Raw genomic sequence first — 21,825 nt, 5'->3', positions numbered from 1 at the left:
CGTGCCACGTTGAGAAGGTATTTCGGGCTATGCGCATTGGTGTCCTCACGTCCGGCGGCGACTGCCCCGGCCTGAACGCCGTCATCCGGTCCGTCGTGCACCGCGCCGTCGTCGACCACGGCGACGAGGTCATCGGTTTCCGGGACGGCTGGAAGGGCCTCCTGGAGTGCGACTACCTCAAGCTCGACCTGGACGCGGTCGGCGGCATCCTGGCCCGCGGCGGCACCATCCTCGGCTCCTCCCGGGTCCGCCCCGAGCACCTGCGGGACGGCGTGGAGCGCGCCCGCGGCCACGTCGAGGAGCTGGGCCTCGACGCGATCATCCCGATCGGCGGCGAGGGCACGCTCAAGGCGGCCCGGCTGCTGTCCGACAACGGCCTGCCGATCGTGGGCGTGCCGAAGACCATCGACAACGACATAGCGGTCACCGACGTCACCTTCGGCTTCGACACCGCCGTGACCGTCGCCACCGAGGCCCTGGACCGGCTGAAGACCACCGCCGAGTCGCACCAGCGGGTGCTGATCGTCGAGGTCATGGGCCGGCACACCGGCTGGATCGCGCTGCACTCGGGCATGGCGGCCGGCGCGCACGCGGTCGTCGTCCCGGAGCGGCCCTTCGACATCGAGGAGCTGACCGCGAAGGTCGGCGAGCGCTTCTCCGCGGGCAAGCGGTTCGCGATCGTGGTGGCCGCGGAGGGCGCCAAGCCGAAGGCCGGGACCATGGACTTCGACGAGGGCGGCAAGGACGTCTACGGCCACGAGCGCTTCGCCGGCATCGCCCGCCAGCTCTCCGTCGAGCTGGAGGAACGGCTCGGCAAGGAGGCCCGGCCGGTGATACTCGGGCACGTGCAGCGCGGCGGGACGCCGACGGCGTACGACCGGGTGCTGGCGACGCGGTTCGGGTGGCACGCGGTGGAGGCGGTGCACCGCGGGGAGTTCGGGAAGATGACGGCCCTGCGCGGGACGGACATCGAGATGGTGTCGCTGGCCGACGCGGTGGAGTCGTTGAAGACGGTGCCGGACGCGCGGTACGCGGAGGCGGAGTGCGTTCTGTGAGTTCGCGGGGCCGATAAGGACTCGGGTCCACCGGTTCTTCGCGGACTGCGGGTTCGTTGTGGTTGATCGCGCAGTTCCCCGCGCCCCTGACGGGGCGCTGTACCGCCCCCGGTGAAGAATGCTACCGGGGGCGGTTCTACGCTTGCTTCGGACAAGCGGCGTTCAACCGCGCTCAACCCCCACGAAACAGGAGCGGGCGGATGGATCACAGCGGGCACGGCATGACGATGGATCTGCCGCCGTTCACGCTGGGGCGAGGCCTCGCCTGGTCGGCGGATCCCTTCTTCCTCGTCGCCTGCCTGCTGGGGCTGGCGCTGTACGGCTGGGCCGTCGTCCGTCTGGTGCGGCGCGGTGACAAGTGGCCGGTCGGCCGGACCGCGGCCTTCGTGGCCGGTGTGCTGAGCGTCGCCCTGATGATGTGCACCAAGCTGAACGACTACGGCATGGTCATGTTCAGCGTGCACATGGTCCAGCACATGGTGATCAGCATGGTGTCGCCCATCCTGCTGCTGCTCGGCGCGCCGATCACGCTGGCCCTGCGCGCCCTGCCCCCGGCGGGCCGCGGCCGCAAGGGGCCCCGCGAGCTGCTGCTGATGCTGCTGCACAGCCGCTACATGCGGATCATCACGCACCCGGCGTTCACCATCCCGCTGTTCATCGCGAGCCTGTACGCCCTGTACTTCACCCCCCTGTTCGACACCCTGATGGGCTCCCAGGCCGGTCACATCGGGATGATGGTGCACTTCCTCGCCGTCGGCCTGGTGTTCTTCTGGCCGATCATGGGCGTGGACCCCGGCCCGCACCGGCCCGGTTACCTGATGCGGATGCTGGAGCTGTTCGCGGGCATGCCGTTCCACGCGTTCTTCGGCATCGCGCTGATGATGGCCTCCTCCCCGATGGTGGAGACGTTCAAGAACCCGCCCGCCTCGCTCGGCATCGACGCCCTCTCCGACCAGAACGCGGCCGGTGGCATCGCCTGGGCCTTCAGCGAGGTCCCGTCCGTCCTGGTGCTGCTCGCGCTGCTCTTCCAGTGGTACGCCTCCGAGGAGCGCCGGGCCCGGCGCAGCGACCGGGCCGCCGACCGCGACGGCGACAAGGAACTCGCGGCCTACAACGCCTACCTCGCCTCACTGAACACACGCGGCGGCTGAACGGGGCACCATGGAGGGCAACGGACACGAGGAGGGTGTTGCGATGCCCGGTTCCACGGACAGTTCGACGAAGACGATGGGGGCGCTCACCATCGGCGGCCTCGTCGCGGTGACGGCGTACACGGTGGCCCTCGGGAGCAACGGCTGGCTGTGGTTCGGCTGGGTCGTGCTCGGTCTGATCACCCTGGGGCTGGTGGCCACCCGCAGCGCCTGAGCCCCGCCCGGGGCGCCCCGCTCACTCGCGGCCGAGCCGGCCCGCCGAGTGCACGCCCGGCTGGTACTTCGGCAGCCGGACCGTGATCTTCATGCCCGCGCCGACGGCCGTCTCGATGACGAGGCCGTGGTCGTCTCCGTAGACCTGGCGGAGGCGGTCGTCGACGTTGGACAGCCCGATGCCGCCGGACGGGCTCACCTCGCGCGCGAGGATGCGGCGCAGCAGGTCCGGGTCCATGCCGGCGCCGTCGTCCTCGATGACGACCAGGGCCTCGGCACCCGCGTCCTGGGCGGTGATCTGGATGCGGCACCGGTCTGACTTGCCCTCCAGGCCGTGCTTGACGGCGTTCTCGACGAGTGGCTGCAGACAGAGGAAGGGCAGCGCGACCGGCAGCACCTCGGGGGCGACCTGGAGGGTGACGGCGAGGCGGTCGCCGAAGCGGGCCCGCACCAGCGCCAGGTAGTGGTCGATGGCGTGCAGCTCGTCGGCGAGGGTGGTGAAGTCGCCGTGCCTGCGGAACGAGTAGCGGGTGAAGTCGGCGAACTCCAGGAGCAGCTCGCGGGCGCGCTCGGGGTCGGTGCGCACGAAGGACGCGATCACCGCGAGCGAGTTGAAGATGAAGTGCGGGGAGATCTGGGCGCGCAGGGCCTTGATCTCGGCCTCGATGAGCCGGGTGCGGGACTGGTCGAGGTCGGCCAGCTCCAGCTGGACGGAGACCCAGCGGGCCACCTCCCCGGCCGCTCGGACCAGCACGGCGGACTCGCGCGGGGCGCAGGCGACGAGGGCGCCGTGCACCCGGTCGTCGACGGTGAGCGGGGCGACGACGGCCCAGCGCACCGTGCAGTCCGGGGTGTCGCAGGTGAGCCGGAAGGCCTCGCCGCGGCCGGTCTCCAGCGGCCCGGCGAGGCGTTCCATGATCTCGGCGCGGTGGTGGGTGCCGACGCCGTCCCAGACCAGGACCTCCTTGCGGTCGGTCAGGCACAGCGCGTCGGTGCCCAGCAGCGAGCGCAGCTTGCGGGCCGACTTCCCGGCGGTCTCCTCGGTCAGGCCCGCCCGCAGCGGGGGCGTGGCCAGGGAGGCGGTGTGCAGGGTCTGGAAGGTGGCGTGCTCGACCGGGGTGCCCAGGCCGCCGAGGTGCTGCGGCCGGGCCGTGCGCCGTCCCAGCCAGAAACCGGCGGCCAGCAGGGGGAGCAGGGCGACGGCCAGGCCCGCCAGGAAGCCGCTCAGGGAACCGCTCACGGCACCGCCTTCACGTGCGGATCGGGATCGTCGGGGCGCAGCTCCTCGGCGCCCAGCTCCTCCGGCAGGTGGAAGCGGGCCAGGATCGCCGCCGTCCCGGCCGGCACCCGGCCCGGGGTGGCCAGGGAGACCAGCACCATGGTGAGGAAGCCCAGCGGCACCGACCACAGGGCGGGCCAGGCCAGCAGCGCGTGCAGCGATCCGCCGCCGCCCGGGAAGCCGCCCATGGTGGCGGCGACGGCGAGCAGGGCCGAGCCGCCGCCCACCAGCATCCCGGCGGCCGCGCCCGGCGGGGTCAGCCGCCGCCACCAGATGCCGAGGACCAGGAGCGGGCAGAAGGAGGAGGCGGACACGGCGAAGGCGAGTCCGACCGCGTCGGCGACCGGCAGTCCGCCGACCAGCGCGCTCGCGACCAGCGGCACGGCCATGGCGAGCAGGGTGCCCAGCCGGAAGTGGCGCACGGCGCGGGAGGGCAGCACGTCCTGGGTGAGGACGCCCGCCACGGCCATGGTGAGCCCCGACGCGGTGGACAGGAACGCGGCGAAGGCACCGCCCGCGACCAGCGCGCCCAGCAGGTCGCCGCCCACTCCCCCGATCACCCGGTCGGGCAGCAGCAGGACCGCGGCGTCGGCGTCCCCGGTGAGGGTCAGCTCGGGGGCGTAGAGGCGGCCGAGGGCGCCGTAGAGGGGCGGCAGCAGGTAGAAGGCACCGATCAGGCCGAGCACGGCGACGGTGGTGCGGCGGGCGGCGACGCCGTGCGGGCTGGTGTAGAAGCGGACCACGACGTGCGGCAGTCCCATGGTGCCCAGGAAGGTGGCCAGGATCAGGCCGTACGTGGCGTACAGCGGGCGTTCGGTGCGGCTCTCGGCCCGGGACGGGGACAGGGCGTCGTCGGCGCCGTGTCCGGCGGCCGGGACGGGGGTGTCCGCGGCGAAGACGAGGCGGGCACCGGCCTCGATGCGGTGGGTGCCGGCGGGCAGGGCGACGCGGTCGCCGTCGTGGGCGCGGCCGTCCACGGTGCCGTCGACGGTGACGGTCAGCGGTTCGTCGAGCTTGAGGGTGAGGCTGTCGTCGACCCGGACGGAGCGCTGCTCGCGGAAGGTGGCGGGTTCGTCGAAGGGGCGGCCGGGGGCGCCGTCGGCCTGCCAGGCCAGCACCAGGAAGAAGGCGGGGACCAGCAGGGCGGTGAGTTTGAGCCAGAACTGGAAGGCCTGGACGAAGGTGATGCTGCGCATGCCGCCGGCGGCCACGATGGCCGTGACGACGACGGCGACGATCACCCCGCCCAGCCAGTCGGGCGCCCCGCTGAGCACGTTCAGCGTCAGTCCGGCGCCCTGGAGCTGGGGCAGCAGGTACAGCCAGCCGACCCCGACGACGAACGCCCCCGCGAGCCGCCGCACCCCCTGGGAGGCGAGCCGGGCCTCGGCGAAGTCGGGCAGCGTGTAGGCGCCGGAGCGGCGCAGCGGGGCGGCGACGAACAGCAGCAGGACGAGGTAGCCGGCGGTGTAGCCGACCGGGTACCAGAGCATGTCGGGGCCCTGGACGAGGACCAGCCCCGCGATGCCGAGGAAGGACGCGGCGGAGAGGTACTCGCCGCTGATGGCGGCGGCGTTGAGACGGGGGCCGACGGTGCGGGAGGCGACGTAGAAGTCGGAGGTGGTGCGGGAGATGCGCAGGCCGAAGGCGCCGACGAGGACGGTGGCCACGACGACGAGGGCGACGGCGGGTATCGCGTAGCTGGAGTTCATGGCGCCTTCACGGCCTGGTCCGGCATGGTCACCGGTCCTCGACGAGCCGCACGAAGTCGCGCTCGTTGCGCTCGGCGCGGCGCACGTACCAGCGGGCCAGGAGGACCAGGGGCGCGTACAGGCCGAAGCCGAGGACGGCCCACTCCAGGCCGCGGGCGTCGGGCAGCGCGGCGAAGAGCAGCGGCAGCGGCCCGACCAGGAGGCCGAGGACGGCCAGGACGGTGAGGCCGGCGCGCAGCTGGCTGCGCATGAGGGAGCGGACGTAGGTGTGGCCGAGGGTGGTCTGCTCGTCGATCTCGGTGCGCGGGCGGTAGTAGCCGGAGGCCCGGCCGGTGCGCCTGGGCGGGCCGGTGACGGTGACGCGCCGTTCGGCGGGGTCCTGGGGCACGGCTCACGGCCTCCGCATGAGCAGGTCCCGCAGCTCGCGGGCGTGGCGGCGGCTGACCTGGAGTTCCTCGGAGCCGACCAGGACGCTGACGGTGCCGGCGTCCAGGCGGAGTTCGCCGATGTGGCGCAGGGCGACGAGGTGGCGGCGGTGGATGCGGACGAAGCCGCGCGCCCGCCAGCGCTCCTCCAGGGTGGACAGGGGGATGCGGACGAGGTGGCTGCCACGCTCGGTGTGCAGGCGGGCGTAGTCGCCCTGGGCCTCGACGTGGGTGATGTCGTCGACGGGGACGAAGCGGGCGACGCCGCCGAGTTCCACGGTGATGTGGTCGGGGTCGGGTTCGTGTACGGGTATCCGCGGCGGGGGCGGCGTCGCGCCGCGTTGCTCGACGGCACGGCGCACCGCCTCGGCCAGCCGCTCCCGGCGCACGGGTTTGAGGACGTAGTCGACGGCGTCGAGGTCGAAGGCCTGGACGGCGAAGTCCTCGTGCGCGGTGACGAACACGACCAGCGGCGGCCGGGCGAAGCCGGTGAGCAGCCGGGCGAGGTCCAGTCCGTCCAGGCCCGGCATCTGGATGTCGAGGAAGACGACGTCGATGGCGTCCGGCCCGTCGGGGCCCGACTCGAGGGCCCGGTTGATGCGGCGCAGCGCCTCGGTCGCGTCGCTCGCTCCCTCCGCCGTGCCGATGCGGGGGTCGGCGTTCAGCAGGTACACGAGTTCCTCGAGCGTGGGGCGTTCGTCGTCGACAGCCAGGGCGCGCAGCATGAGGCTGGAGTGTAGGAGCAATCCGTACGCCTGCACACGGGCCCGGCGTGGACGTACCCGCTGGATACAGTGCCCGCATGAACAGCAGGCCCGCTTCGTTCGACGAACTCGACCGGAAGATCGTCACCGCTCTGATGGAGAACGCCAGGACGTCCTTCGCCGAGATCGGCGCGGAGATCGGACTGTCCTCGACGGCGGTCAAGCGCCGGGTGGACCGGCTGCGCGAGACCGACGTGATCACCGGGTTCACGGCGACGGTGCGGCCCTCCGCGCTGGGCTGGCGCACGGAGGCGTACGTGGAGGTGTACTGCGAGGGGGCGGCGCCGCCGCGGCGGCTGGCGGAGGTGGTGCGGGGCTACCCCGAGATCACCGCGGCGATGACGGTGACCGGCGGCGCGGACGCGCTGCTGCACGTGCGGGCCCGGGACGTGGAGCACTTCGAGGAGGTGCTGGAGCGGATTCGTGCGGAGCCGTTCATCCGGAAGACGATCAGTGTGATGGTGCTGTCCCACCTGATCCCGGACAGTCCGGAGGCAGGGGCGGCCCTGCTCGCCCCGGAGGACGCGGGCGACGCGGACGGCGCAGCAGAGCTGCGCTGACCAGGTGAAGAACGCAGCGATGCTGCGGGAACACGCAGCTTTCGTCGCTTGTCGGGCTCGGCCGTCACTTCTTACCGTGGTGTCAACCACCAGTCACGCACCGTGAGGAGCGGAGGTACCCCTTCGTGCCCGAGTCCCGTGTGCCGCGCCGGCGGCGCTTCGTGGTCTGCGAACCCAGACACTTCGCCGTGCAGTACGCGATCAACCCGTGGATGAGCACCGACCGACCGGTCGACGTCATCCGCGCCCTGGACCAGTGGCAGGCGCTGGTCGACACCTACCGTGCCCACGGGCACACCGTGGACACCGTCCCGCCGGTCCCCGGCCTGCCCGACATGGTCTTCGCCGCGAACTGCGCGGTCGTGGTCGAGGGCCGGGTCTTCGGCTCCCTCTTCCACGCGCCCGAGCGGCGGCCGGAGTCCGTGCCCTTCGAGGCGTGGTTCAAGACGGAGGGCTTCGAGGTCCACCATCCGGAGTCGGTCTGCGAGGGCGAGGGCGACCTGGTCCCGGCCGGCCGCTGGATCCTGGCCGGGACGGGGTTCCGCACCACCCGTGCGGCCCATCGCGAGGTGCAGGAGTTCTTCGGCGTGCCGGTGATCTCGCTGACCCTGGTGGACCCGTACTTCTACCACCTGGACACGGCGCTGTTCGTACTGGAGGAGGGGTCGGACGCGGACGGCGGGAACATCGCCTACTACCCCGGCGCCTTCTCGCCCGGCAGCCGGGAGGTGCTGGAGCGGCTCTACCCGGACGCGGTGCTCGCCACCCGCGAGGACGCGATGGCATTCGGGCTCAACTCCGTGTCCGACGGGCGGCACGTGTTCATCGCGCCCGAGGCCCGGGCACTGGCCGACCGGCTCGCCGGTCTGGGCTACGTGCCGGTCCCCGTCGACCTGTCCGAGTTCCACAAGGCCGGTGGCGGCATCAAGTGCTGCACCCAGGAGATCCGGGAGACCCGCTCATGACCGCACCCGCCCGCGCCGACCGCGGCTCCGCGGAACTGATCCGCGCGGAGGAGCCCGTCCTCGCGCACAACTACCACCCGCTGCCCGTCGTGGTGGCCCGCGCCGAGGGCGCCTGGGTCGAGGACGTCGAGGGCCGCCGCTACCTGGACATGCTGGCCGGGTACTCGGCGCTCAACTTCGGCCATCGCCACCCGGCGCTGATCGAGGCCGCCCACCGGCAGCTGGACCGGCTCACGCTCACCTCGCGCGCCTTCCACAACGACCGGCTCGCGGGCTTCGCCGAGCGGCTGGCCGCCCTGACCGGCACGGACATGGTGCTGCCCATGAACACCGGCGCCGAGGCGGTGGAGAGCGGCATCAAGGTGGCCCGCAAATGGGCCTACGACGTCAAGGGCGTCCCGGCGGACCGGGCGACGATCGTGGTCGCGGCGGACAACTTCCACGGCCGTACCACGACGATCGTGAGCTTCTCCACCGACGAGACGGCCCGTGCCGGTTTCGGCCCCTTCACGCCCGGTTTCCGGATCGTCCCGTACAACGACCTGGCCGCGCTGGAGGCGGCGGTCGACGAGACGACGGCGGCCGTGCTGATCGAGCCGATCCAGGGCGAGGCGGGCGTGCTGATCCCGGACGACGGCTATCTGGCGGGTGTGCGGGAGCTGACCCGGCGCACGGGCTGTCTGTTCGTCGCGGACGAGATCCAGTCCGGCCTCGGCCGCACCGGGCACACCCTGGCCGTCGAGCACGAGTCGGTGGTGCCGGACGTGGTGCTGCTCGGCAAGGCGCTGGGCGGCGGCATCGTGCCGGTGTCGGCGGTGGTCGGCAGGCGCGAGGTGCTGGGGGTGCTGCACCCGGGCGAGCACGGTTCGACGTTCGGCGGCAATCCGCTGGCCGCCGCGGTGGGCACGGCGGTGGTGGAGCTGCTGGAGACCGGCGAGTTCCAGCGCCGGGCGGCCGAGCTGGGCACGGTGCTGCGCGAGGGCCTGGCCGCCCTGGCCGGCAAGGGTGTCGTCGGCTTCCGGGCGCGCGGGCTGTGGGCGGGCGTGGACGTGGACCCGGCGCTGGGCAGCGGACGCGAGATCAGCGAGCGGCTGATGCGCGAGGGCATCCTGGTCAAGGACACCCACGGCTCCACGATCCGCCTGGCGCCGCCGCTGACGGTCACGGCCGAGGAGCTGGCGGGCGCCCTCGGGACGCTGGAGAAGGTCCTGACCGCCTGATCGCCCCGCCGGGGCTCACCGAGCGGCTCGGCGGTCCTCGTCGAGCCGCTCCACGTGTGCGACGTTGTCCCGGTCCTCGGCGTCCTCGCTCGGCCCGGCCGCGAACCAGGCGTCGAGGATCTCACCGAGCAGCGGCCCGGACGTCAGCCGCAGGCTCAGGGCGAGCACGTTGGCGTCGTTCCAGCGGCGGGCCCCGTCGGCGGTGTACGCGTCGGCGCACAGGGCGGCGCGCACGCCCGGCACCTTGTTGGCGGCGATGGAGGCGCCGGTGCCGGTCCAGCAGCAGACCACGGCCTGGTCGGCCCGCCCCTCGGCGACCTCGCGCGCCGCCCGCTCGGAGCAGACCGCCCACTGCGCGTCCGCCCCGGGGTCCAGCGCGCCGTACGCCCTGACCTCGTGGCCGCGGGCGCGTAGTTCCCCGACGAGGAGCCGGGCCACGGGTTCGTCCATGTCGGAGGAGACGGAGATACGCATGTGCGAAGCGTACTCACCGGCCGCTCACCTCATCGGCCCAGTCACATGACCGAAGTCACGACCATACCCAGCATGATCGGGGGAACGGGTACGACCTGAGAGACGTACGACCGAGCAGCGCTCCGCCCGGAGTGTCTGCGCGTGGAAAGGGAGGCCGCCACGTCCCCCACCGAGAACGGCCAGGAGACCGACGCCGCGGCGGTGCGCCGCCACCCCGCCCTGTTCCGGGCGATCAAGCGTCGGCAGAACCCCCGACTGCGCCGGTCGGACATCACCGTCACGGACGAGGCGGCCGTCAAGCGGGCCGTCAAGGCGGCCTCCCTCGGCAATGCCATGGAGTGGTTCGACTTCGGCATCTACGCCTATCTGGCGGGCACGATCGGCCGGGTGTTCTTCCCCTCCGGGAGCGACACCGCACAGCTGCTCTCCTCGTTCGCCACGTTCGCGGTGGCGTTCCTGGTGCGGCCGATCGGCGGCATGGTCTTCGGCCCGATGGGCGACAAGATCGGCCGCAAGAAGGTGCTGGCGCTGACGATGATCCTGATGGCGATCGGCACGGCCGCCATCGGGTTCATCCCCAGCTACGACTCGATCGGCTTCTGGTCGCCGCTGCTGCTGATCCTGTTCCGCCTGCTCCAGGGCTTCTCCACCGGCGGCGAGTACGGCGGCGCGTCCACCTTCATCGCCGAGTACGCGCCCGACAAGCGGCGCGGTTTCTTCGGCAGCTTCCTGGAGCTGGGCACGCTGGCCGGGTACACCGGTGCGGCCAGTCTCGTCACCGCGCTGACGGCGGGGCTGGGCAGCGACACGATGGACGCCTGGGGCTGGCGGATCCCGTTCCTGGTGGCGGCGCCGCTCGGCATCGTGGGTATCTATCTGCGGCTGAAGCTGGACGACACGCCCGCCTTCCTGAAGCTGGAGGACTCCAACGTCCACATCTCCGAGGCGGCGAACGCGGTGGAGACCACCGCGCGGGGCGACCTCGCCAAGATCTTCCGCACCCACTGGCGGTCGCTGGTGCTGTGCATCGCGCTGGTCGGCGCGTACAACATCACCGACTACATGCTGTTGTCGTACATGCCGACGTACCTGTCGGACGAGCTGGACTACAGCGAGAGCCACGGTCTGATGATCCTGGTGGCGACGATGGTGCTGCTGATGCTGATCATCAACCAGGTGGGCCGGCTGTCGGACCACTTCGGCCGCAAGCCCGTCCTGATGACCGGCATGCTCGGGTTCTTCGTGCTGTCCGCGCCGGCCTTCGTGCTGGTGCAGGAGGGCAGCCTGCTCGCGGTCTCGGGCGGCATGCTGATGCTCGGTCTGTCGCTGGTCTGTCTGCTGGGCACGATGTCGGCGGCGCTGCCGGCGATGTTCCCGACCAACGTGCGGTACGGGTCCCTGTCGGTCGGCTACAACCTGTCGGCGTCGATCTTCGGCGGGACCACACCGCTGGTGATCACCGCGCTGATCAGTGTGACCGGCTCCGACATGATGCCCGCCTACTACTCGATGGCGGCGGCCCTGTTCGGTGTCGTGGCCGTGGCCTGCATGAAGGAGACGGCCCAGAAGCCGCTGGCGGGCTCCCCGCCGTCGGTGGGGACGGAGGAGGAGGCCGCGGAGATGGTCGAGGCGCAGGCGCCGACGCCGAAGTTCTGACGCGGGGCGTCGCACCGCCGACGGGCGGTGGGGTTCGGTGTGCGAACCCCACCGCCCGTGGGCGTGTCAGGCGTCTGTCAGTCGTGTGTCACAGGCGCTGCCACAGGGCCGGCACGTTGGGCGGCTCCCAGCCGGGGTAGGCGGTGTGGCCCTGGAGGCACCGGTAGTTGACGCCGTCGTAGCTGACCACGTCACCGGCCGCGTAGGTGGCTCCCAGCTGCCAGGTGGTCTCGCCGCCGCCGTCGCCGGGCACGGTGAGGGTGTACGTGGTGGTGTGTGTGACGGTGCCCGTGCCCGTGAGGGTCAGGGTGTAGGAGCCGGGGGCGGTGCCCGCGGCGACCTGGACCGTGGCGGTCGAGGACTGGCCGGAGGTCACCGAGTCCGGGGTGAAGCCGACGCTCACTCCGGTCGGCGCGCCGGACGCCGACAGCCGCACGTTCTGGGCGTCACCGCTGGTCGTGGCGGTGTTCACGGTGACCGTCGCGGAGCTGCCCGGCTCGACCGTGCCCGAGGACGGGTTCGCGGAGATCGAGAAGTCGTCCTGCGGGTTCGGCGCGTCGCCGACGGCGGTCTTCCAGATCGTGTACGCGATGCCGTCGGCGCTGCGGTTCAGCGCGGTGGCGCTGATGTTGGAGGTGGTGTCACAGGCGGAGTGGTAGCACGGGTCGTAGGACCGGCCCGCGGTGCCGCCCCACTTGGCGGCCTCCGTGGCCGACTTGATCGCGGAGGCGCCGGTGGCGTAGCCCGAGGTGGGGACGCCGACCTGCTGGAACGAGTAGTCGTCGGAGCGGCCCTGGCCCTCGACGTTCTCCTGCGGGGCGAGGCCGAGGGAGGTCCAGTACTCCCGCATCGGGGCGGAGGCGGCGGAGGTCAGGTTGTTGATGAAGTAGCCGCCGTTGACGGAGCCGACCATGTCGAAGTTGTAGTACGCCTTGATCCTGGCGCGCTCGGTCGAGGACAGGGCCCGGGCGTAGAAGTCGGAGCCGTTCAGGCCCTGCTCCTCGTCGGTCCACCAGGCGAAGCGGACGCGGTTCTTCATGGTCGGGTTCTGCTCGGCGAGCGTGAGTGCCGTCTCAAGGAGCGCGGCGGAACCGGAACCGTTGTCGTTGATGCCGGGGCCCGCCGAGACTCCGTCGAGGTGGGCGCCGAACATGTAGACGCTGTTGGCGTCGCCCTTCGGCCACTCGGCGATCAGGTTGTTGCCCGCGCCGGCGGAGCAGCCGGAGGTGCAGGTCTGCTCGGTGACGGTGTAGCCGGCCGCCTGCAGCTTGCCCTTCACGTACGCGAGGGAGGCGTCGTACCCGGTGCCGGTGGAGCGGCGGTTGCCGCCGTTCTGCGCGGCGATCGAGCCGAACTGGGCGAGGTGGGCCTGCACCTGGGCGACGTCGACGTCGGGCGGGGTGCCCGGATTGCCGCCGCCGCCCACGGTGAGGGTGTACTGGGCGGTGTGGCTCTTGCTGCCCGCCGTGCCCTTGACGGTGAGCGAGTAGGTGCCCGCGGCGGTGCCCGACGTGGTGGACACGCGCATGGTGGAGCTGGAGCCGGAGGTGACCGTCGAGGGGCTGAAGGTGACGCTCACGCCGGGCGGGGTGCCGGTGGCGGTCAGCGACACCTGCTGGGCGCTGCCGGCGACGGTGGTGGTGTTGACCGTGGCGTTGACCGCGGAGCCCGCCTCGACGTTGCCGCTCGCCGGGCTGAGGGCCAGCGAGAAGTCGGTCTCCTGCCGGACACAGGTCGGGTCGCCGCTCTGGGCCGGGATGTCGATCGCGTTCCAGGCCGCCTTGGTGCGGTCGAACAGGTCGCAGGACGGGTCGAGGTTCTTGGCCGCGGTGAGGGTGGCGCTGCGGTAGCGCTTGTAGGTCATGCCGCTGGTCTTGAGCAGCATGCCGCCGTAGAAGATCTTGCCGGCGTTCTGGATGCCGATGCCGGTGACCTGGCTGCCGTCGCAGGTCGGGCTGGAGGGCTTGCCGCCGCCGGGGTTGGAGCCTTCGGCGAGGAGGTAGAACCAGTGGTTCATCGGCCCGGCCGCCGCGTGCTCCTCGGTGCGCGGGATGGCGGAGGAGTAGCAGTTGGGGTCGTTGTTGACCAGCTGGGGGTTGTACATGTTGCGGATCGGGCCGCGGCCCTGGAGGTTGATCTCCTCGCCGACGGTGTAGTCGGGGGTGTCGTGGGGGGCCGGCTGGTTCGCGTACGCCTCGGTCAGGGCGCCCATGATGTCGCCGGTGGCCTCGCCCAGGCCGCTCTCGTGGTTGGCGCCGCCGGGGGTGAAGCTGTCCAGGCCGTGGCCGTACTCGTGGCCCACCACGTCCATGCCGGCGATCCACTTGCCCGCGCTGTTGTGGCCGATGGTGACCCGGGAGCCGTCCCAGTAGGCGTTGAGCTGGTTGAGACCGACGAGGGTGGGCCAGCTGCCGCCGTTGCCGTCGTGGCCGTTGCGGCCGAGCCAGTCGCGGAGCATGTCCGACTCCTTCTGCGCCGCGTACATGACGTCGACGCAGCCGGTCTCACGGCTGGTGGCGTTGCCGGTGCCCCAGTCGTCGTCCGGTCCGGTGAACAGGCCGCCGTTGTAGTCCGAGCACTGCAGTCCGGGGCGGGTGGTGTCGCGCAGGGCGTACTGGCTGCCGGAGCGGGAGGTGTCGATGGTCAGCGGGTCGGGGCCGTTCCACTCGCTGTGGCCGGTGCCTGCCTTCACGTCGTCGTAGCTGTCGACGACCTTGCCGGTGCGGGCGTCCACGAACACGTGCAGCTTGCTGGGCACGTGGTCCTCGGTGGTGCCGACGAGCACGGTCTCCCAGGCGAGGGTCTGGACGTCGTCCTTGACCCGCACCACCAGCCGCTTGGAGTCGACCTTGTCGACCTTCGCGAGCCGCTCGCGGCTGGTCTTCACCGCCTGCTCGGCCTTGATCCGGGCCTCGGTGGGCACGGCTATCGCGGCCTCGGTCGCGGACTGGACGGCGCGGACCCGTCCCTTGCCGTCGGCGAGCACGACGGCGTCGCCGCCGACCACCGGCAGGCCGTTGTAGGTGCGCTCGTAGGCGACGGAGAACAGGTTCTTGTCCCAGGGGGTGACCTGGTGGCGGTCGTACTGCTCGTCGGGGCCGCCGGCGACGAGGGCGTCCAGGCCGCTGCGCACGGCCTGGTCGGCCGCTGCTACGGCCCTCTCGACGGGGGTGGGCTGCGCCGCGGAGGGCGCGGACCGCTCCGAGGCCGAGGCCAGGGAGGTCGGTACCACCACCCCTGCGAGTGTCATGGCCAGGACTGTCCCGGCCACCGCGGTCTGTCTGAGCATCGTGGCTCCTTGTGAGAGTGGGGGGGCTCCTTGCGGGCCGGCCCGGGCCGTGCCATGCCGGACGCGCACCCTGGGGTGCGGGGACGCGTCCTCGGATGTCATTTGCATGTCAGGTCGCGGGCTGGCGGAACCCTCACACCCCGGCGCACCGGATTCAACGGCTCCGCGGGCGCGGTACGGTCCTGTCAAAATCCGGCAAGTGGGCGTGCGCGGCGGCGAGGTGCCGCGCGCCCCGCCTCCCCGTGCGCCACCGGAGCCCTCCCCCGCCTCACTCGCCCGCGTCCAGCAGCCGCTCCCGGTACGCCCTGACCTCCGGCAGGTCGGCCCACTGCCCGGTGAGCCGGCTGTGCAGGCCGCGCAGTTCGGCGGTGACCATCGACTCGCGCGAGCGCACCGCCTCCGGCAGGGCCTCCGAGGCGAGGGCGACGGCGGCGCCGGGATCGCCGGCACACGCCCAGCTGTCCGCCAGGCGCAGGGTGAGCAGCAGCCGGGCGCTGCGCATCTGCGGCGGCACCTGTGCGCGCGAGCGTGCGGTGGCGTCCACCGCCCGCCGGGCCGCCGCCCGGTCCCCGGTCGCCACGGCGAGGTCGCGCAGGGCGCCGCCGATCGCCGAGTCGACCCGCATGGCGCCCTCGGGCCCGGCCATCCAGGGCGCCTCCAGGTGGTCCTGGGCGCCGAGGCGGGCGAATCCCCGCCGGGCCAGGGTGATGTGGTGCCGGCAGGCCGCCGTGTCCCCCGCCAGGGCGTGGCCGCGGGCCTGGTACAGGTCGGACAGGGTGGCCATCCACCGGCGTCGCGCGTCCACCGCGCCGATGCCCTGGGCGTACCCGAGCATCAGGGACGGGTCCCCGTCGAGCCGGACCAGGGTGCACATGTCGCTGAGCAGGGTCGCGCGGGCCGAGGCGTCCCGGACGGCGTCCGCCCAGCGCAGTCCGTGGCCGAACCAGGCCATCGCCACGCCGACCTGACCGCGTTCCATCCGCAGCCGGCCGGCGACCTGGGCGTACTGCGCGCCGAGCCGCAACTGCCCGTAGGGCAGCCGTCCGGCGGAGTTGACCTCGCCGGCCCAGCGGGCCAGGGCCCGCAGCAGGCCCTCCACGGCGGTCACCCGGCCCTCGTGCCGGAACGCCTCGCGGATCAGGCAGGCCAGGACGGCGGTCAGGCCGTGCAGCAGCTCCGTCTCGGCGACCGCCGGTCCGTCGTCCGCGCCCCACGCCGGGGCCGCACCGCCCGCCGGATGCGGACCGCCGAGCAGTACCGGTAACTCACCCGGATCGGGCACCGCGCAGCCCGCGGTGCCGTGCAGCGGGCAGGCCAGCCCTTCGGCGGGCAGCCGTGCGGGCCACATCCGGGCGTCCGGCGCGCCCTGTCCGGCGGGGGCGTCCGCCCCGGGCAGCGGCGCGAACAGCGCCGGGTCGGCCGGGAAGCGGCCCGGCCGCGGTACCTCGCGCGGCGCGGCGGCGAGCGCGGCCAGCTCTCCGCCGGTCTCCAGCACCGCGTCGAGCCTGCGCACCAGCCCCACGGGCGGCTCGCGCAGGCCCGCCTCCAGCTTGCTCACGGCGGAGTGGTGGTAGCCCACCCGGAGGCCCAGTTGCAGCTGCGTGAGCCCGGCCGCCCGGCGCAGGGACCGCAGTTGCCGTCCGAACTCCGCCCACGGGGCCCCGTCCGCCCGCGCCGGCCCTTCCGCCCGCGCCGGCCCAGCCGTCCGTGCCGGTCTGTCTCCCGGTGCCGATCCGCCGGTCATCCGCCCTCCCCCGGGTCGCGCCCCCGCCGCGGGCCGTGCGCCACCCGGGGCTTCGCGCCTTGTGCCACCGGACAGCACAGAGGAGCGGGCAGGCCGCGTCAATCGAGTTGACCGAAGAGCGTCCGAACCGGTCCCGTCCGGTTTCGGCGCGGTCGGGCTACGATCGATCACCGGTCGCGGACGACCGGCCGAGAGCCCGGAGAACTGGGAGACACACCGTGTTCTACTACGTGCTCAAGTACGTGCTGCTGGGCCCCCTGCTGAGGGTCGTCTTCCGCCCCCGGATCGAGGGCCTGGACCATGTGCCGGGGTCCGGGGCGGCCATCGTCGCGGGCAACCACCTCTCCTTCTCCGACCACTTCCTGATGCCCGCGGTGCTCAAGCGCCGCATCACCTTCCTCGCCAAGGCCGAGTACTTCACCGGGCCGGGCCTCAAGGGCAGGCTGACCGCGTTCTTCTTCCGCAGCGCGGGACAGATCCCGGTGGACCGCTCCGGCAAGGAGGCCGGGCAGGCCGCGATCCGCGAGGGGCTCGGCGTGCTGGGCCGGGGCGAGTTGCTCGGCATCTATCCGGAGGGCACCCGCTCGCACGACGGCCGGCTGTACAAGGGGAAGGTCGGCGTCGCGGTGATGGCGCTCAGGGCCGGGGTGCCGGTCGTGCCCTGCGCCATGATCGGCACCTTCGAGGCGCAGCCGCCGGGCCGGAAGATCCCGAAGCTGCACCCGGTGGTCATCCGCTTCGGCGAGCCGCTGGACTTCTCCCGCTACGCGGGCATGGAGGGCGAGAAGGCCGTACTGCGCGCCGTGACCGACGAGATCGTCTACGCGATCCTCGGCCTCTCCGGTCAGGAGTACGTCGACCGGTACGCGGCGGACGTGAAGGCCGAGGAGGCCGAGAAGGCCGCCCAGGGCCGTAGGTTCCCCCGGCTGCCGCACCGCTAGCCGGGGCCCTGAGGGTTCCGCCGTCTGCCGTCGGCAGAAGGGCGTGGCCGACCGGTGGCGGGGCGCCTACGGTCGCCGTATGACACGTGCAGTGGTGATCGGGGCGACGGGACAGATCGGACGGGCGGCGGTCGGTGCGCTGGCCCGGGACGGCTGGGAGGTGACGGCCGTCTCGCGGGGCGGCGACCGGGACGCACGGTGACCCAAGGACGTACGGGTGGCGCGCGCCGACCGGGAGGACGACGCGGCGCTGTCGGCGGCGGTGGGCGAGGGCTGCGACGTCCTGGTGGACATGGTGGCGTACGGGGCAGGGCACGCACGGCAGTTGGTCTCGCTGGCCGGGCGGGTCGGCTCGGCGGTGGTGATCTCCAGCGTCTCGGTTTACGAGGACGACAAGGGCCGCAACTTCGACACCCAGGCCGAGCCCGACGGCTTCCCCGAGTACCCGGTGCCGGTCCCGGAGACGCAGCGCACCATCCGCCCGGGCGACGGCTCCTACAGCACCGGCAAGGCGGCGCTGGAGCGGGAACTCCTGGCGGCGGGCGACCGGTTGCCGGTGACGCTGCTGCGGGCGGGCGCGATCCACGGCCCCTACTGCCGGACCCCGCGCGAGCTGTACTTCGTCAAGCGCAACCTCGACGGCAGGCGCCGGCGTGTGCTCGCGTACGGCGGGGCGAGCCGCTTCCACCCGGCGAGCGTGCGCAACATCGCCGAGCTGATCCGGCTGGCCGCCCCGCGGCCGGGCACCCGCGTCCTGAACGCGGTGGACCCGGACGCCCCGACGGTGGCGGAGATCGCGGCGGCGATCGACGCGGTGATGGGCGTCGAGACGCAGGACGTGCTGCTGGACGGCCCGCCGGTGGACGGCGTGGGCGACACGCCGTGGACCGTGCCCGCGCCGGTGGTGTGCGACATGAGCGCGGCGCGGGAGCAGTTGGGCTACCGCCCGGTGGCCGGGTACGCCGACACCCTTCCTGAGACGGTGGCGTTCATCGAGGAGCGGCTGGCGGGGCGGGACTGGCGGGAGGCGTACCCGAAGATGTTCCAGGCCTACGGCGACCTCTTCGACTACGCGGCGGAGGACGCCTGGGCCGAGGGACGGTAGCGGGATACCGACAGGGGACGGCCGGTCGGACCGGTCGCCCCCTCCCTCAGGTGTCCGCCCGCCGGGTTACGGCTTGGGCGTGGCGTGCGGCGCGCAGGTCACGTCGCGCGCGTCCACCTTGCCGGTGAGCAGGTAGCTGTCCACCCGGTCGTTGACGCACGGGTTGACCAGTCCGGTGACGCCGTGCGAGCCGGCGTCCCGCTCGGTGATGAGCCGGGAGCCCTTGAACCGCTGGTGCAGTTCGACGGCGCCCTCGTACGGGGTGGCCGCGTCGCGCTCGGACTGGACGATCAGCACCGGCGGAAGTCCCTTGCCGGTCTTGACGTTCAGCGGGGTCTGCTGCTTGACCGGCCAGGTGGCGCAGGGCAGGTTCATCCAGGCGTTGGCCCAGGTCATGAACGGGTGGTCGCGGTGCAGCCGGGTGTTGTCCCGGTCCCAGGTGCGCCAGTTGGCGGGCCACTTGGCGTCGGTGCACTCGACGGCCGTGTAGACGGCGTTGCCGTTCTCCGCGGAGGCGTTGCCCGCGGTGTCGGACAGGTCGGGTGCGGCGGCGTCGACGAGGGCCTGGGTGTCACCGGCGGCGTACTTGCTGAAGATCTCGGCGGTCGGCGCCCAGGCGGAGTCGTAGTACGGGGCGCTCTGGAAGAAGGAGATCAGCTCGGCCGGTCCGACGACGCCGCCGAGCGGCTCCTTCGCGGCGGTGGCGCGCAGCTTCAGCCACTGTTCCTGGACCTCGGCGCGGGTGTCGCCGAGGTGGTAGGTGGCGTCGTTGGCGGCCACCCAGTCCTGCCAGTCCTTCCAGCGGCCCTCGAAGGCGACGTCCTGGTCCAGGTTGGCCTGGTACCAGATCTTGTCGCGGGACGGGTTGACGACGCTGTCGACGACCATCCGGCGGACGTGGTCCGGGAAGAGGGTGCCGTAGACCGCGCCGAGGTAGGTGCCGTAGGAGACGCCGAGGTAGTTGAGCTTCTTCTCACCGAGCGCGGCGCGGATCACGTCGAGGTCGCGCGCGGTGTTCGGCGTGGTCATGTGCGGGAGCATCTCGCCGCTGCGTTCGAGGCAGCCCTCGGCGTACTCGCGGGCGAGCTTGCGCTGGGCGAGCTTGTCGGCCTCCGAGCCGGGCACGGGGTCGGCCTTGGGCGCCTTGACGAACTCCTGCGGGTCGGCGCAGGAGATGGGCGCGGAGTGGCCGACACCGCGCGGGTCGAAGCCGACGAAGTCGTAGGCCCTGGCCGTCTTGGCCCACACCGCGCTCTTGCTCGTGACCCGGGCCGGGAAGCGCAGGCCGGAGCCGCCCGGGCCGCCGGGGTTGTAGATGAGGGCGCCCTGGCGCTCGCCCTTGCCCCCGGTGTTGCCGATGCGGTCGACGGCGAGCTTGATCTGCTTGCCGTTCGGCTTGGCGTAGTCCAGCGGCACCGTGACGTAGCCGCACTGGATCGGCTTCGGCAGGTTCCAGTCGGCGGCGCAGTCCGCCCAGTCGATGCCGGCCCGGGCGGCGCGGGCGGCGGCGATGGCGGCACCGCGCGCCTCCCGGTCCCAGCCCCGGGCGTGCCCGTGGCCGTCGGCCGGGACCGCGCTCGCGGCGGGTGCCGTGACGGCGCCGGCTATCAGCGTGGCGGTGACCAGCGCTCCGGCGGTGCCGAACGCGGTCGCCCTCCGCCGCATGCTGCTCGTGCTCAAGTGGCCCTCCCCGTACGTGTTCGCGACAAGTACGGGGATCCTCGCGGCTGTGGGATTCCTGAGAACAGAGCCAGTACTACTTCTTTGCCAATCCGATAAACGGAGAAGGGCGTTCGATCGACGGACCCGGCGGTCTCCCCCGCGTCGGGAAGTCAGTCCAGCGAGGCCAGCGCCCCGTCCAGCAGCCGTCGCAGCCGCAGCGCGTCCGGCGCCACGGCGGTCACCAACGCGGCGGGCCCGGCCAGCGGCAGGACGGCCGCCCCCTCCTCGAACACCCGGGCCGCCGGCGGCCCGGTGGCGAACCCGGGCCGTACGACGACCAGCTGGCCGACCGCGCGGTGTCCCGCCAGCCCCGCGGGCCCGTCCCAGCCGCCCGGCGCGCCGGGCCCGCACGCCAGCTCCTGGTCGAGGACGCACCGCCCGTCGATCCGTACCGTCAGCCGGCTGGTCAGGCGCCCCGGTTCCTCCCCGGCCCGCCCGAGCACCTGCTCCTCGCGCAGCAGCAGCCGCGCCCCGGAGGCGACGTCGACGGACGTGGTGACGCGCAGGTCGCTGCCGTCGGCGGAGATCAACTGCTCGGGCAGCCAGTTCAGTTCGGCGTCCTCGTCGACGCCGAGCCGGACGTCGTAGCGTGCCCCGGCCTTGTCCTGCCCCGGCAGCGCGAGGGTGGCGGCGGCCGAACCGACGCTCAGGCGGGCGCCGTCCGCCGCACGGGCCGTCACCGTGAAGTGGTCGCCGCCGAGCGGCCCGCTCATCGCGCCGACCAGCATCACCCGGGCCTCGGCACCGCTGCCCCGGGTCCGCCGCACGGCGAGGGGCCCGTCGCCCTCCAGTACCGGCAGGACGGTGCCGCCGCGCCCGTCGCCGCGGGCGAGCACGCGGGCGCTCGCCCGGACGCCGCCCGGGGCGGTCCTCACGCGGTCCACGCGGCGATCCGCTCCCGCACCCAGTCGGCGACCTCCCGGACCCCGTCCTCGCTCCGGAGCGACTGCAGGATGACGGGCAGTTCGCCGCGCGCGGCCTTGGCGTCGGCGGCCATGCGCGCGAGGTCGGAGCCGACGTACGGCGCCAGGTCGGTCTTGTTGACGATCAGCAGGTCGGCGGTGGCGACCCCGGGGCCGCCCTTGCGCGGGATGTCGTCACCGCCCGCCACGTCGATCACGAACACCTGCGCGTCGACGAGTCCCCGGGAGAAGGTGGCGGTGAGATTGTCCCCACCGGACTCCACCAGGACCAGATCGAGCGGTCCGACCTCGTCCTCCAGGTCCTCGACGGCCTCCAGGTTGGCGGAGATGTCGTCACGGATCGCGGTGTGCGGGCAGGCGCCGGTCTCCACGGCACTGATCCGCTCGGGCGGCAGCACCGCCTCGCGGAGCAGGAACTCGGCGTCCTCCCGGGTGTAGATGTCGTTGGTCACCACGGCGAGGGACAACTCCTCCCGCAGCGCCCGGCACAACGCGGCGACGGTCGCGGTCTTCCCGGACCCGACGGGCCCACCGAGCCCGATCCGCAGCGCACGGCGGGTCCCGTCGGGCCGCCGGGCATCGGCGGACACGGCGGCGGAAGATTCGAGGTGATGGTCGAGATGCATAACA

General features: G+C 72.7%; 18 protein-coding genes and 1 pseudogene. 9 read left to right on the top strand and 10 right to left on the bottom strand.

Annotated features, from left to right (window positions below):
* Window positions 1-29 precede the first annotated feature (29 nt).
* The 3 genes from K7854_RS15105 (at window position 30) to K7854_RS15095 (ending at window position 2,420) form a co-directional block, all read left to right on the top strand.
* Window positions 30-1,055: a 6-phosphofructokinase gene (locus K7854_RS15105; protein ID WP_226027003.1), complete on the top strand. Its 1,026-nt coding sequence runs from the start codon at window positions 30-32 to the stop codon at window positions 1,053-1,055.
* 200 nt (window positions 1,056-1,255) lie between these two features.
* Window positions 1,256-2,206, top strand: coding sequence for a cytochrome c oxidase assembly protein (locus K7854_RS15100; protein WP_226027002.1), 951 nt, complete (start codon window positions 1,256-1,258; stop codon window positions 2,204-2,206).
* A gap of 43 nt (window positions 2,207-2,249) precedes the next feature.
* On the top strand, window positions 2,250-2,420 hold the full coding sequence (locus tag K7854_RS15095) for a hypothetical protein (RefSeq protein ID WP_016325678.1): 171 nt from the start codon (window positions 2,250-2,252) through the stop codon (window positions 2,418-2,420).
* A gap of 21 nt (window positions 2,421-2,441) precedes the next feature.
* Here the strand turns inward: K7854_RS15095 and K7854_RS15090 are convergent, their stop codons facing one another.
* The 4 genes from K7854_RS15090 to K7854_RS15075 are packed head-to-tail and all read right to left on the bottom strand — an operon-like array spanning window position 2,442 to window position 6,557.
* Window positions 2,442-3,647 carry a sensor histidine kinase gene (locus tag K7854_RS15090; RefSeq protein ID WP_226027034.1) on the bottom strand — a complete coding sequence of 402 codons (1,206 nt, stop codon included), beginning with the start codon at window positions 3,645-3,647 and terminating at the stop codon, window positions 2,442-2,444.
* Window positions 3,648-3,655: 8 nt separating this feature from the next.
* Entirely contained in the window at window positions 3,656-5,407 is a 1,752-nt protein-coding gene (locus tag K7854_RS15085; protein ID WP_226027001.1) for a sodium/solute symporter, read from the bottom strand.
* A 28-nt stretch (window positions 5,408-5,435) separates the two neighbouring features.
* Window positions 5,436-5,795, bottom strand: a complete 360-nt coding sequence (locus tag K7854_RS15080; protein WP_226027000.1) for a hypothetical protein — start codon at window positions 5,793-5,795, stop codon at window positions 5,436-5,438.
* 3 nt (window positions 5,796-5,798) lie between these two features.
* Entirely contained in the window at window positions 5,799-6,557 is a 759-nt protein-coding gene (locus K7854_RS15075; RefSeq protein WP_226026999.1) for a LytR/AlgR family response regulator transcription factor, read from the bottom strand.
* 77 nt (window positions 6,558-6,634) lie between these two features.
* On the opposite strand from K7854_RS15075, the gene K7854_RS15070 reads away from it, so the two are divergent.
* From K7854_RS15070 to rocD, 3 genes are all read left to right on the top strand, one after another.
* Window positions 6,635-7,156 carry an Lrp/AsnC family transcriptional regulator gene (locus tag K7854_RS15070; RefSeq protein ID WP_226026998.1) on the top strand — a complete coding sequence of 174 codons (522 nt, stop codon included), beginning with the start codon at window positions 6,635-6,637 and terminating at the stop codon, window positions 7,154-7,156.
* 125 nt (window positions 7,157-7,281) lie between these two features.
* A complete protein-coding gene (gene ddaH, locus K7854_RS15065; RefSeq protein ID WP_226026997.1) occupies window positions 7,282-8,121 on the top strand; it encodes a dimethylargininase in 840 nt (279 codons plus the stop codon).
* Window positions 8,118-9,341 carry an ornithine--oxo-acid transaminase gene (rocD, locus tag K7854_RS15060; protein WP_226026996.1) on the top strand — a complete coding sequence of 408 codons (1,224 nt, stop codon included), beginning with the start codon at window positions 8,118-8,120 and terminating at the stop codon, window positions 9,339-9,341. The genes ddaH and rocD overlap by 4 nt, the downstream gene beginning before the upstream one ends.
* Before the next feature lie 15 nt (window positions 9,342-9,356).
* On the opposite strand, the gene K7854_RS15055 is transcribed toward rocD, so the two are convergent.
* Entirely contained in the window at window positions 9,357-9,815 is a 459-nt protein-coding gene (locus tag K7854_RS15055) for an RpiB/LacA/LacB family sugar-phosphate isomerase (protein ID WP_226026995.1), read from the bottom strand.
* A 141-nt stretch (window positions 9,816-9,956) separates the two neighbouring features.
* On the opposite strand from K7854_RS15055, the gene K7854_RS15050 reads away from it, so the two are divergent.
* Window positions 9,957-11,471 (top strand): MFS transporter, encoded by a 1,515-nt coding sequence (locus tag K7854_RS15050; protein ID WP_226026994.1) that lies wholly within the window; start codon window positions 9,957-9,959, stop codon window positions 11,469-11,471.
* A gap of 88 nt (window positions 11,472-11,559) precedes the next feature.
* On the opposite strand, the gene K7854_RS15045 is transcribed toward K7854_RS15050, so the two are convergent.
* Window positions 11,560-14,760, bottom strand: a complete 3,201-nt coding sequence (locus K7854_RS15045; protein ID WP_226026993.1) for a M20/M25/M40 family metallo-hydrolase — start codon at window positions 14,758-14,760, stop codon at window positions 11,560-11,562.
* Window positions 14,761-15,028: 268 nt separating this feature from the next.
* Window positions 15,029-16,504: a helix-turn-helix domain-containing protein gene (locus K7854_RS15040; protein ID WP_226026992.1), complete on the bottom strand. Its 1,476-nt coding sequence runs from the start codon at window positions 16,502-16,504 to the stop codon at window positions 15,029-15,031.
* Between the two features lie 218 nt (window positions 16,505-16,722).
* On the opposite strand from K7854_RS15040, the gene K7854_RS15035 reads away from it, so the two are divergent.
* Entirely contained in the window at window positions 16,723-17,445 is a 723-nt protein-coding gene (locus K7854_RS15035) for a lysophospholipid acyltransferase family protein (protein WP_226026991.1), read from the top strand.
* A gap of 91 nt (window positions 17,446-17,536) precedes the next feature.
* Window positions 17,537-18,550: pseudogene (locus K7854_RS15030) on the top strand (NAD-dependent epimerase/dehydratase family protein).
* A 66-nt stretch (window positions 18,551-18,616) separates the two neighbouring features.
* Here K7854_RS15030 and K7854_RS15025 read toward each other — a convergent pair.
* The 3 genes from K7854_RS15025 to ureG form a co-directional block, all read right to left on the bottom strand.
* Window positions 18,617-20,230 (bottom strand): alpha/beta hydrolase, encoded by a 1,614-nt coding sequence (locus K7854_RS15025; protein WP_226026990.1) that lies wholly within the window; start codon window positions 20,228-20,230, stop codon window positions 18,617-18,619.
* Window positions 20,231-20,382: 152 nt separating this feature from the next.
* Complete coding sequence (locus K7854_RS15020) at window positions 20,383-21,147, bottom strand: urease accessory protein UreD (protein ID WP_226027033.1); 765 nt, start codon at window positions 21,145-21,147, stop codon at window positions 20,383-20,385.
* Window positions 21,144-21,821 carry an urease accessory protein UreG gene (gene ureG / locus K7854_RS15015; protein WP_226026989.1) on the bottom strand — a complete coding sequence of 226 codons (678 nt, stop codon included), beginning with the start codon at window positions 21,819-21,821 and terminating at the stop codon, window positions 21,144-21,146. The genes K7854_RS15020 and ureG overlap by 4 nt, the downstream gene beginning before the upstream one ends.
* Window positions 21,822-21,825 lie beyond the last annotated feature (4 nt).

This window comes from Streptomyces hyderabadensis, assembly GCF_020404845.1.
Taxonomy (GTDB): Bacteria; Actinomycetota; Actinomycetes; order Streptomycetales; family Streptomycetaceae; genus Streptomyces; species Streptomyces hyderabadensis.
Note: the sequence above shows the minus strand (reverse complement) of the source record. Positions and strands in the feature narration are given on the sequence as shown.

Coding starts and splice junctions, on each gene's coding strand:
- rocD (WP_226026996.1), top strand. CDS start 8,118: ATGACCGCACCCGCCCGCGCCGACCGCGGCTCCGCGGAACTGATCCGC.
- K7854_RS15085 (WP_226027001.1), bottom strand. CDS start 5,407: ATGAACTCCAGCTACGCGATACCCGCCGTCGCCCTCGTCGTCGTGGCC.
- K7854_RS15075 (WP_226026999.1), bottom strand. CDS start 6,557: ATGCTGCGCGCCCTGGCTGTCGACGACGAACGCCCCACGCTCGAGGAA.
- K7854_RS15040 (WP_226026992.1), bottom strand. CDS start 16,504: ATGACCGGCGGATCGGCACCGGGAGACAGACCGGCACGGACGGCTGGG.
- K7854_RS15055 (WP_226026995.1), bottom strand. CDS start 9,815: ATGCGTATCTCCGTCTCCTCCGACATGGACGAACCCGTGGCCCGGCTC.
- K7854_RS15070 (WP_226026998.1), top strand. CDS start 6,635: ATGAACAGCAGGCCCGCTTCGTTCGACGAACTCGACCGGAAGATCGTC.
- K7854_RS15095 (WP_016325678.1), top strand. CDS start 2,250: ATGCCCGGTTCCACGGACAGTTCGACGAAGACGATGGGGGCGCTCACC.
- ureG (WP_226026989.1), bottom strand. CDS start 21,821: ATGCATCTCGACCATCACCTCGAATCTTCCGCCGCCGTGTCCGCCGAT.
- K7854_RS15105 (WP_226027003.1), top strand. CDS start 30: ATGCGCATTGGTGTCCTCACGTCCGGCGGCGACTGCCCCGGCCTGAAC.
- K7854_RS15045 (WP_226026993.1), bottom strand. CDS start 14,760: ATGCTCAGACAGACCGCGGTGGCCGGGACAGTCCTGGCCATGACACTC.
- K7854_RS15100 (WP_226027002.1), top strand. CDS start 1,256: ATGGATCACAGCGGGCACGGCATGACGATGGATCTGCCGCCGTTCACG.